13 protein-coding genes are annotated in these 11,730 nt (G+C 34.4%); 2 read left to right on the top strand and 11 right to left on the bottom strand.

Going from position 1 to position 11,730, the window contains the following annotated elements; translation table 11 throughout:
- The first annotated feature begins 81 nt into the window (after positions 1-81).
- Positions 82-1,608, top strand: coding sequence for a stage V sporulation protein B (gene spoVB, locus AT726_RS01950; protein ID WP_068758911.1), 1,527 nt, complete (start codon positions 82-84; stop codon positions 1,606-1,608).
- A gap of 79 nt (positions 1,609-1,687) precedes the next feature.
- Here spoVB and AT726_RS01955 read toward each other — a convergent pair whose 3' ends face one another.
- On the bottom strand, positions 1,688-2,293 hold the full coding sequence (locus AT726_RS01955) for a DUF421 domain-containing protein (protein WP_237297164.1): 606 nt from the start codon (positions 2,291-2,293) through the stop codon (positions 1,688-1,690).
- Positions 2,294-2,470: 177 nt separating this feature from the next.
- Between AT726_RS01955 and AT726_RS01960 the strand changes: the two genes are divergently transcribed.
- Entirely contained in the window at positions 2,471-2,848 is a 378-nt protein-coding gene (locus tag AT726_RS01960) for a TIGR04086 family membrane protein (RefSeq protein WP_055244466.1), read from the top strand.
- Between the two features lie 109 nt (positions 2,849-2,957).
- On the opposite strand, the gene yajC is transcribed toward AT726_RS01960, so the two are convergent.
- The 10 genes from yajC to AT726_RS02010 form a co-directional block, all read right to left on the bottom strand.
- Positions 2,958-3,221: a preprotein translocase subunit YajC gene (gene yajC / locus AT726_RS01965; RefSeq protein ID WP_068758912.1), complete on the bottom strand. Its 264-nt coding sequence runs from the start codon at positions 3,219-3,221 to the stop codon at positions 2,958-2,960.
- A gap of 105 nt (positions 3,222-3,326) precedes the next feature.
- Positions 3,327-4,463 (bottom strand): tRNA guanosine(34) transglycosylase Tgt, encoded by a 1,137-nt coding sequence (gene tgt, locus AT726_RS01970; RefSeq protein WP_055244463.1) that lies wholly within the window; start codon positions 4,461-4,463, stop codon positions 3,327-3,329.
- 31 nt (positions 4,464-4,494) lie between these two features.
- Positions 4,495-5,526: a tRNA preQ1(34) S-adenosylmethionine ribosyltransferase-isomerase QueA gene (gene queA, locus AT726_RS01975; protein ID WP_055244462.1), complete on the bottom strand. Its 1,032-nt coding sequence runs from the start codon at positions 5,524-5,526 to the stop codon at positions 4,495-4,497.
- 76 nt (positions 5,527-5,602) lie between these two features.
- Positions 5,603-6,604, bottom strand: coding sequence for a Holliday junction branch migration DNA helicase RuvB (gene ruvB / locus AT726_RS01980; RefSeq protein WP_055244460.1), 1,002 nt, complete (start codon positions 6,602-6,604; stop codon positions 5,603-5,605).
- A 16-nt stretch (positions 6,605-6,620) separates the two neighbouring features.
- Complete coding sequence (locus AT726_RS01985) at positions 6,621-6,812, bottom strand: hypothetical protein (protein ID WP_055274748.1); 192 nt, start codon at positions 6,810-6,812, stop codon at positions 6,621-6,623.
- 18 nt (positions 6,813-6,830) lie between these two features.
- Positions 6,831-7,391 (bottom strand): Holliday junction branch migration protein RuvA, encoded by a 561-nt coding sequence (gene ruvA / locus AT726_RS01990; protein WP_055244457.1) that lies wholly within the window; start codon positions 7,389-7,391, stop codon positions 6,831-6,833.
- A gap of 147 nt (positions 7,392-7,538) precedes the next feature.
- A complete protein-coding gene (locus AT726_RS01995; protein ID WP_237297166.1) occupies positions 7,539-8,417 on the bottom strand; it encodes a formate/nitrite transporter family protein in 879 nt (292 codons plus the stop codon).
- A gap of 799 nt (positions 8,418-9,216) precedes the next feature.
- Positions 9,217-10,083: a patatin-like phospholipase family protein gene (locus AT726_RS02000; protein ID WP_055245259.1), complete on the bottom strand. Its 867-nt coding sequence runs from the start codon at positions 10,081-10,083 to the stop codon at positions 9,217-9,219.
- 118 nt (positions 10,084-10,201) lie between these two features.
- Positions 10,202-11,284, bottom strand: coding sequence for a hypothetical protein (locus AT726_RS02005; protein ID WP_068758913.1), 1,083 nt, complete (start codon positions 11,282-11,284; stop codon positions 10,202-10,204).
- 73 nt (positions 11,285-11,357) lie between these two features.
- Positions 11,358-11,651 carry a hypothetical protein gene (locus tag AT726_RS02010; protein WP_055245262.1) on the bottom strand — a complete coding sequence of 98 codons (294 nt, stop codon included), beginning with the start codon at positions 11,649-11,651 and terminating at the stop codon, positions 11,358-11,360.
- Positions 11,652-11,730: the final 79 nt, after the last annotated feature.

An 11,730-nucleotide genomic window follows, 5' to 3' on the forward strand; every position in this document is an offset into this window, starting at 1 on the left:
AGTATCTCCTCACCTTCATATTTTAAACTTCATACTCATAGACTTAAGCAAAATCATAACTAAAGTATAGGTGGAAAAATTATGAAAAAACAAAGCGTAGCACAAGGAACATTTATTCTCGTTATAGCCGGTTTAATCACTAAAATCTTAGGTATGGTTAACCGAGTTATTGTCACACGACTACTTGGCGAAGACGGAATTGGAATTTACATGTTAATTGCACCTACCCTCATGCTTTTAACAACCTTCGCAAGCATAGGACTTCCAATTGCCATCCCAACATTAATTTCGAGAGCCAATGAACGTCAGAAAAAAGTCTTATCCGTCTCACTCATTATTGCAATGGTATCAAGTTTGCTAGTGAGTATCTTACTCTTCTTTATTGCCAAACCTTTAGCAATCTATTTACTGAAAGATGAACGAACTTATTTACCATTAATCTCAATTGGTCCACTACTCTTTTTCGTTTCTCTATCGACTATTTTAAAAGCATACTTCCAAGGGGAACAAAATATGTTCCCATCAGCTATTTCAACACTCGTTGAACAAATTGTTCGAATTGTCATCTCTATCTTATTTATTAACTGGTCATTACCTTATGGAATTATTTACGGTGTAGTAGGAACGATGTGGGCATCGATTGCCGGAGAATTTGCATCAATTTTAATTCTCTTATTCCTATTCTTCAAACATATCCATCATAATCATTACGGGGCTACCCTAAAGCCTATTCATTTAAGTCCACAAAATTTTAAAGATGTCTTGGCCATCTCTCTGCCTGCCACAGGTAGTCGCCTTATTGGTTCATTCTCCCACTTTCTAGAACCAATTATTGTGGTGCAATGCTTATTCAAGATTGGTTACAGTAGTGAACTCAGTGCAAAACTTTATGGTGCAGTTTCTGGGTTTGCTTTACCATTAGTTCTAATGCCATCATTTATTACTAATGCTATCACACAAGCCATTGTCCCACCTATTAGCCAAGCTTATGCTAGCAAACGATTTGATCGTATTCATTCACACCTAGACAATGCATTCCAACTCTCATTCTTACCAAGTGGAATTTATACCGTCCTATTAATGCTATTTCCTGTTGAGCTCATGAATCTATTATTTGATTCTTCAACAGGAGCCAATTATTTAATTGTCATGGCACCAGTATTTCTATTACTTTATTTCCAAGCACCACTAACTTCTACTTTGCAAGCCATTGATGAGGCAACACAAGCCATGAGCACAACCTTAATCTCTTCAGTTATTAAAATTATTATGATGATTATTCTCCTTCAAATTCCAAGCCTCAATATTTACGGACTAGTCATTGCCGTATTATTTAACGTTGTTTTTGTTACTGCATGGCACTATTTGCTTGTTAGAAAACATATTGCTTATCATATGAATATGCGCTCAGTTATTAATGCCATTTTAATCATCGCAGTAACCTTTATGCTAGGATCCTATTTAAAATTAGCGGTTGTCTTTAGTACAGACTCCTTTTTAAATATGATTATGATTAGCTTTATTGTTGGAATCGCTTATTTATTCTTATTATTTATTTGTGGGCTATTTCCTACAGGAAAAATGGCAGACACCCTACGTTCCAAATAACAACCATATTATAACATAAAAGAACAACATTCACGGAATAATTCAAATGACAATCTCATTCTTTAAAACGTCACTACGACTAGTGACGTTTTTTTTCTTTCATATTTAATGATTCACGGGTTAAAAAATGAAGTTCTTTCCCATCATACGCTGCATAATAAACCTCTTTAATTTCAAAAATTCCCTGTTTCTCTAATTCTTCTTCCACCCATTCCTTCGTTTTTTGAATTTTTAATAAATTTTCTTTTTCTAAACCACCAGATGTAATAATAGGTAATGGACAGAAGCTCATATCATCTCGTTTAAAGGAAGATAATTGACCATTCGACTCTAAAATGGCGTATTCAACTTCAAAAATAGAAGAAATATTATTAGCTCGCAATTGTAGCATTAAATCGTCAAAGGTATAGCGCTGTCTTCTCATCTCATCTAAATCAATTCGACCTTGATGAATTAAAATAGACGGTTTTCCATCAATAATTTCACGAACTTTCTTAAACCGTAAGGTAATAAAGGCTGAAGTAAACTGCAAGGCTCCAAGTAACCCAATGGCTAACAATACCTCATGAATAGGACGGTTTAAGTTATCAATCGCCATAGCTGCAATTTCAGCCATTAATACTGAAACTACTAAGTCAAGCAACGTTAATTGACCAATTTCCCTTTTTCCCATTAATTTAAACACGATTAATAGGATAATATAAAAAAGTGTGGTTCTATATATCACAACATAACAATTTGAATCCATAAATTCTCCTTTTTCGCTTAATCTACTTAATTGTTTTATGTATAAAGCCGCATAAACTTTAATTTTTTCTCATACAGTTACTATTGAATACATACTGTAATGGGAGTTGAGAATATGTCAGAAAAACTAGGAAAAGCCTTACTACATGGCATTGCATTCATTGTTATTAGTATCCTCATCCTTGGACTTCTTATAACAACATTTGCTTATTTTGAATGGATTTCAGTAGGCGTGCTTGACAAATTAATCTATGCCTCATTCGTTGCAATTTTCTTTATCGGTACAACTTTAATTTCTAAAAAATTTGCACAAAAAGGTTGGTTAATTGGAATCGGTGTAGCAACAACGATGGTCTTATTAAGTCTAATGTTCTATACTATTGGAATTGATAGTCCATTAACCTTAAAGTTTTTCATTCGAAGCTTAATCACCTTTGTTGTTTGTATTACAGGAGGAATGATTGGGGTAAACTTACCAAGTGCTAAAAGATAATCCTCAATCGGTCACTTAAACTATTTCCAAAAAAGCATCTCATTCATTAATTGAATAGATGCTTTTTAAATGGATAAAAAAAGAGCACATTAATGTGCTCTTTTTATGATTATTTTTCTACCTTACGAGAAATAGCATTACGTTCAAAAATCCATTTTTGACCTTCATCATTAATTAACGTCACTATTTCCTGTTCTAATGCATGAATACGTCCATGGATCCCACCAATTGTTACGACACGATCCCCTTTTTCTAAACTACTTTGCATCGTAGCGATAGCTTTACGACGCTTGTTTTCTGGACGAATCATGAAGAAGTAAAAGATAACCCCTAATAATACTAATTGTAACACTAATAATACTGTTTGATTCATTTTTAATCTCTCCGTTTCCTTTATTGATCAAGCTCATATATTGAGTTCATCCAATCATTTTATACTTATCAACCAACGACTTAATGGTTGATTCCGCATCCATTATTAAAATCCACGTGATCCTGGTAAATTAATTCCGTATTGTTCAAAGAATTCTTCACGGAAATCTAATAAGCGGTCATTACGAATTGCCTCACGAATTTGTTCCATTAAATTAATTAAGAAGTGTAAATTATGATATGATACTAAACGTTGACCAAATGACTCATTGGCCTTAATTAAGTGGCGGATATATGAACGTGTATAGTTTTTACATGTATAGCAATCACAGTTTGGATCTAGTGGCGTGAAATCACGTTCATACACTTTATTTTTAATGACAACACGACCAACTGATGTCATCGCTGTTCCATGACGAGCGATACGTGTTGGTAATACACAGTCAAACATATCAATTCCACGAATTGCTCCATCAATTAAATCATCTGGTGATCCAACTCCCATTAAGTAACGTGGCTTATCTTTTGGTAAATAAGGTACTGTATACTCAATCATTTTGCGAGCAACATCTTTAGGCTCACCCACTGATACCCCACCAATTGAATATCCTGGGAAGTCCATTTCAACTAATTTTTCAGCACAGTATTTACGTAACTCTGGGAATTCTCCTCCCTGTACAATTCCGAATAAAGCTTGTGTTTCAGGGTTTTTATGAGCCTTTTTCCCACGTTCCGCCCAGCGGATGGTACGATCAACTGAGTTTTTCATATATTCAAATGTTGCTGGATATGGTGGACATTCATCAAATGACATAATGATATCAGCCCCTAATGAATTTTGTACACCGATTGAAATTTCAGGTGACATAAATAATGGAGCTCCATTACGATGATCACGGAACGTAACCCCTTCTTCTGTAATTTCACGTAATTTACTTAAACTGAAAACTTGGAATCCACCAGAGTCTGTTAAAATCGCTCCACCCCAGTTTTCAAATTTATGTAATCCACCTGCTTCTTCAACGATTTTCTCACCTGGTTGTAACCATAAATGATACGTATTCGCTAAAATGATTTTAGCTCCCATTTGATCTAATTCTTCTGGTGATAAAGTTTTGACTGTGGCTAACGTTCCAACAGGCATGAAAACAGGTGTTTCAAAAGTTCCATGTGGCGTATGAAGTTTTCCATAGCGCGCACCTGATTGTTTACATTCATGTATTAATTCGTACTTAATCGCCAAGATCGGCACCTCACTTTTACTATCTTAGTTGCTACTCTTCAATAATTAACATCGCATCTCCAAAACTAAAGAAACGATATTTTTCTTCAACAGCAATACGGTAAGCATTCATCACTGATTCTTGTCCCGCTAAAGCTGAGATTAACATAATTAAGGTTGATTTAGGTAAATGGAAGTTTGTAATCATTCCATCAATCCCTTTAAATTGATAGGGTGGATAAATAAAAATATCTGTCCATCCTTCACATGCAATAAATTTCCCATGATCACGTGCAATCGTTTCAAGGGTACGTGTTGATGTCGTCCCAACTGTAATAATACGTCCACCTTTTTCATGTGTCGCATTTAAAACATCAGCAGTCTCTTGAGACATTTGATAGAACTCAGCATGCATATCATGTTCTTCAACACTATCAACTGAAACAGGTCTGAATGTTCCAAGACCAACGTGTAAAGTGACATAAGTAATATTAATCCCTTTAGCCTTAATTTGATCTAATAATTCCGTCGTAAAATGTAACCCTGCTGTTGGAGCTGCTGCTGATCCAATTTCTTTCGCGAAAACCGTTTGATAACGATCACGATCATCTAATTTCTCTGTGATATATGGAGGTAAAGGCATTTCGCCTAATGAATCTAATACTTCGTAGAAAATCCCTTCATAAACGAATTTAAAAATACGTTTCCCCATATCACCTGTTCCGATACACTCGGCTTTTAAACGACCATCACCAAATTCAACAATCGTTCCAATTTTCACACGTTTTGCCGGTTTCACGAGCGTTTCCCAACAATCTTGCTCTTCTTGTTTTAAAAGCAATACTTCAATACTAGCTCCTGTATCAGGCTTCTGTCCAATTAAACGAGCCGGCATGACTTTCGTATTATTTAAAACTAACGTATCATTTGGGCGCAAATGATTGATGATATCATGAAAAACTTCATGGTTAACTTCACCCGTTTTTTTATTTAAAACCATTAAGCGCGATGTATCGCGATCTTTTAACGGAGTCTGTGCGATTAATTCTTCAGGTAATTCAAAATCGAATTGTTCTACTCGCATAACACACCAACTTTCTATGTTGCAAAATTTAAAGCTCTTTATAAATTATCTACCAAATATCCTCATTTTTCAATCTTTATTTTAACGGATATGGTACCTTTAAATGTTCACAGGCTTGTGGTGTGATAACACGACCACGTGGTGTTCGCTTAATAAATCCTAATTGAAGTAAATAGGGTTCATAAACATCTTCAAGCGTTTGTGGCTCTTCCCCAATTGACGCAGCAATCGCTTCAATTCCACAAGGCCCTCCACCAAAGCGTTCAATAATCCCCATTAGATATTTATGATCGACATAATCAAGACCTAATGAATCAATGTCCAAACGATCTAGGGCTAACTGGGCAATATCATGCGTAATCACTCCATCTCCCATCACTTGCGCATAATCACGCACACGACGGAATAATCGATTCGCAATACGTGGTGTTCCACGTGAACGGCGCGCTAGCTCAAGTGATGCTTGATCATCAATTGGAGTTTCATAAACGATTCCTGTTCGCTTAACAATTGATTGTAACTGTTCTTCATTATAGTATTCAAGACGATTAATCACACCAAAGCGATCACGAAGTGGAGCTGATAAATCTCCTGCACGTGTCGTCGCTCCAACTAACGTAAATGGTGCTAAGTCTACACGAATCGAACGTGCTGACTCATCTTTTCCTACCACAATATCTAGTACATAATCTTCCATCGCCGGATATAAAACCTCTTCAATACTTTTTGGTAAACGATGAATCTCATCAATAAATAAAACATCACCTGGTTCTAGAACCGATAAAATGGCAGCTAAATCCCCGCTACGTTCAATCATTGGACCTGAAGTTGTTTTAATATTAACCCCCATCTCATTCGCGATAATTGTTGCTAAAGTTGTTTTCCCAAGTCCAGGAGGTCCAAATAATAAAACATGATCTAATGATTCATTACGATTTTTAGCAGCTTCAATAAAAATACGCAAATTTTCTTTAACAGCTGTTTGACCAATATACTGATTTAATCGTTCTGGACGTAAACTTAACTCTGACTCATCCTCCATCATTTCATCAGGTGTCACTAAGCGTTCTTCTGTCATGCTCCTACCTACTTTCTCATTCATTTATTTTTGCACAAGATGTTAAAACAATACCAAACTGACTTTCTAATGTTTGTTCACCCTTTTCAGTGAGATAATATTTAATGTCATTTCCTAAAATTTCGACCTCTAAAATATGATGATCGATGCAATACTGAACAAAAGCTCCTCCAATTGCAAATGGATTAACTCGTTGTTTATCCCTCATTCTAAATCCCTACCTTAATTATTTAACAAGTAATTGTAAACCTTTTTTAATAATCTCATCTACTGAAGCATCAATATCTTTAAATGCAGTCTTAACTTTTGTTAACTCTTTATCACCATACCCTAATGCTTGTAATGCTTCAAGAGCTTCTGCTAAGCTGTTATTCATAAATAAAGCAGCATCAGGAACAACTAATTTTCCTTTTAAATCTAAAATAATTTGCTGAGCTGTCTTCGGCCCAATTTTAGGGAACTTACATAAATATTTTGCATCCCCATTCTCAATAGCCTGACGTAAACCACTCATATCCTTCATCGCCAAAATTGCACATGCTGTTTTTGGCCCAATTCCACGGGCACTAATTAAATTAATAAATAAATCATGCTCTTCCATTGTTTTAAATCCATATAAGCTCATATCATTTTCTGATACGACTTGATGCGTAAATACTTGAACCTCTTCTTCCTTTCTAAACTCATATGGATTAGCTGTATAAACTTTATACCCTATACCATTCACATCAATCACCACAAAATCTTTTCCACTATAAGCAACATATCCTTTTAAATATGCAAACATCGACATCACCTCTTTATCGCTTCATTATAACATAAAAACAGCTGTCTAAAAAGAGGACAAAAACAAACGTTAGTTCTATTTATAAACTTAAAAAAAGGTATTAATCCAAATCTTCATTTGAATTAATACCTTACAAACTATTTTAAATTAGTGTTGTCTATTTTTGTAACTATGGATGAAGTTATAGTAATAAGGAACAACAATGACAAATCCACCAATAATGTTACCGATTGTTGCAATGAATATGTTCCATGCCATACCTGCATAAGAAATATCAGCACCTAATACTTTAGCCATTGATAAGACAAACATATTCGCGATACAGTGTTCTACACCCATAATTGCGAATACTGCAACAACGATAATATTTAAAATACATTTACCAGCAACATCTTTAGCAGCATAAGCAACATATACCCCACCTGCAATTAAGATATTACATAGAATTGCACGGAAAAAGACTTCTGAAGTTGATAAAGTATTGATTTTTACTTCAGCAATATGACGAATACTATCTGCTACTCCTGGATCAACACCATTAGTAAATAAATGTGCACCTGTTAATAAGGCAACTCCTAATAAAGTCCCTAATAAGTTTCCAATCCAAACTAAAGCTAAGTTTTTAATAAACGCTGATAGTTTTACTTCTTTTTTGAAATACGCCTTACCGATTAATGTATTACCAGTAAATAAGTCTGCTCCTGTTAATAAAATTAAAATTAAAGCAACTGGGAATAAGAATGCTCCAATAAGCTTCCCGACAAAATGGTTTTCCATTTGTCCATATACTAATAAATATACTGTGTACCCTAAGGCGATGAATAATCCAGCTAACATCCCTGAGATGATAACGACACTATTCTTACGTGATACTTTATACTTACCAACTTCAACTACTTCATTTGCAATCTCTTTAGCTGATAACATACGTGGCTGTTGCATATACTTTCCTCCATTTTTGTATCCTAGTATTTTTCTAACTTTCATTTGAGATAAAATTCCCTTAATAAAATAACATTTTTTCATACTTTTTTCAAACATATTTTCTACAAATCTCTTTACGAAAACGATTTTATTTCATATTAAGAATAGAATAGTAGAATCAATTACCTTTTTTGTTAAAATTATTGATTTTATAGGGAGTTTAACTCATTCTACTATTAGATTACAACAAGTAAGGAAAACTATTTATCTACACCAAGCGATTTCTTATTACTTAAAAAAATGAATTTAATCCTTTTCTTTATACAGTTAGCAGATATTTATTCCAAGATTACACATTTAAATTGGACTTCGTTTTTAACATAGAGTTTAATTTCAAAAAAATTCTTTTTATCCTTCATACAATCAATCCAAAATATAAATTTAATTTTACCTATATAGACACATAAATGTATTTTACAATTCTCCATCAGTCCTAGTTGGTTATCCACTTTAATACTGAGTTCCCTGACAGATTGTCAAAGACAATCTCATTCTTCATTGCTAGGGCCTTAAAAGTTTTTTGCCATGTAAAAAACTTATCTGGACTAATATATTGAAAAAATCATACAAAAGTTGTGGGCGCTCTGTAAATCGATAAAATAAAATTGCAGCAATAATGAATATAAAAATATATTTCATGCTCTGTTTCGTCATACCTTATCCCGCTTCTTCAAATTTATCATTTACTATATTATAGGCGAGTTGAAAGTATTTAAATCAACTGAGACAGCAATGAATTCACCATTTATACTGAGCACATTAAATTAACATTTTAAAACATCATACGTAGGCTATCTATCGATTTTACGATGTACAAAAAAAGACTGCTTCTTATATAAAGTCAGTTATTTGTAATCTTCACTCGATGTGGAGCTTTTGGATTTTTCCTTAAGACACGATATAAGATACGGTAAGCATCCTCACTCCCTAATTCCATGTAATACTTCAATACAGAGGGTCTAAAATCAAAAGAACCATAGATTCCATTACCGAGCTCTTTAGTTGGGAAAATCTCAATAATTCGTTTCCCCTCAATCATTGGTTGATTAATTCGTGAGCGTGAATCTAAATATACAATAATAATCGTTTCACAATCGGTTGACAGTAAAGGTCGCACCGGTGCACGTTCATACTTCATTGGATCGACGTAATAACTTCCCTCTATATAAACAGGTTCATACAAACCCGGAACGGCCGTTGTCGCAAGCAAGGCATCTTTCATTTCCCTTGAACTTAAATCATTCAGCTTAAAAAATCGTCGCTCCGTCGTTTTCATTCGCCCACAAGAGACATATAAATCAATGTCACTGCTTTGAATTAAACTTGGATTTAAATAATAACGAAAGGCTTTCTCAAATCCTGTTCGTTTAAGAGGTAAGTCAACGGTATTGGCTACACCTACTAAATTCATCATTCCAAAAAAGGGGGATAGCTGGCGTCTATTCATGGAATCAATAATCTGATTCATTCGTTTCATATTTTCTTTACTCACGGAAAATACAGATGACCATGGGCAACGGAGCCAAAACTCTTCAATTTCATCAGGTGTATATTGTAAAAACAAAGCACCATTTATCCCACCGATAGAGGCCCCTGCTACCGCTTGCACTTCATCAAGTAATCCAAACTCTTCAAGAACACGTATCACCCCGACTTGATAAGCTCCTTTTGCCCCTCCACCACATAAAACCAATCCTATATTTCTCATCGTCTAATCCCTCCTTTCTATCTAACATAAGTTATGAAATTTGACTAAGCTATGTGCTTAAATTGACTTTTTCTCAACAAAAAAAGTTAGTGCTATTCATAATATAGCACTAACTTTTTTACAAACGTTGATTAATGATAAAAGCATTTGCTTGTTGATCCGCTGATACTTTCGCATCTAGTGTACAAAAGCGATTCGGATGTTCACCAATATGAGTAGCAGTCTGATAACCGACACTTTCATCTTGTAAGTTTGAAGCTAATCTTTGTCCAAGCTCCCCAGTTGCTAACTTCATTACGAACACACAATTACTTTGCCAAGAATATGATTTTTGATCAGCTAATTTTATATACGCCTCCATCTCATCATAACATCCACTACACCCTCGACACTGCATGGCTTTATTCCCATTTAGCTTTCTTGCAATGCAAGGTGTTGGCGTTAAGGCCACCAATTGATTTTTACGCCATTGATGTTTGCAAAAAAAGACAAAATCATTAATTGCTCGCATTGAGACTTGTTGATCACATTTATGGTTCGAAACAGGGCTTGCATCCTCTAAAATAACAGCTAATCGATCAGGTAATAACCAGTCATTAATCCAAGTGTATAAATCATAAAAGCGTAATCGTCCTCGAATCGATTGCTCATTCATCCACTTAAAACTTTGAATTAAATCAAATTTTTGTACGCCGTAAGCTTTAAAACAGCGCTTTTTCAATTCAGTCATCAACTTAACAAAACCGGGTTCAATCACAACTGGAATCGGAATTAGATTAATATCATTTTCTACTAAGTTTAACTGAACATGTTGCCGAAATAAATTGATTTGACTTCTTAATGCATCTTTATTTCCTTCTACCGTAAAAATATTAATTCGCTTTCCTCTAAAAAAAGATTCACAGGCATGAATAAGTCCAAACACATCCCCTCCAGACCCCGTTCCGAAAGCTAGCATATTCATTTCTTCTAATTCATCATAAACTGAAAAAATATCAATTTGACTAAATAAATCACGATAAACTTCATAAGCTTCACGATAACTTCTTGGAAATTGCTCAACTAAACAAGCAATAATCGCTTCTTGACTATTTTTTAAATTATTATGAGTATTTCCTTCTTTTTTAGCTTCATAATCCGTAGGCAATTGATGAAACCACTCATAAATAACTTCGTATAACGTCGGATTTAAATGTCTCATTCATCTCATCCCCCATTAGTTCACTCTTGCTTGCTACATTATATGAGAATCCGACGAAAAATATGTAATACGGCTATAAATCTGCGACTTGTAAACGATCGACCTCAAAATACATCGAGACTTGAACAAATCCTGATTGATTCGATGGATTAATTTCATTATATGGAAAATATGCCGTCATTTCATTATATAAAGCGGTCCGTTCCATCGCGAACTCAACTTCTTGTGGGTAATTAATTTTCGCTAGTTGACAAAAGTAATTAAACTTATCCATGGCTACTAATGGATCAGTATAATATCGATCAAAATAAACTTGCTCATCAGGCTGAACAACAACAATTCTAATACGTTTAAAACTTCTTTCCATAGTGTCTCCTCCTACTTCATTCAATACGACTTCAATACATCCTATTTCAATGAAAGAGAAATATGCCTTGAAAACATGC

The sequence above is a fragment of the Turicibacter sp. H121 genome (assembly GCF_001543345.1).
Taxonomy (GTDB): Bacteria; Bacillota_I; Bacilli_A; order MOL361; family Turicibacteraceae; genus Turicibacter; species Turicibacter bilis.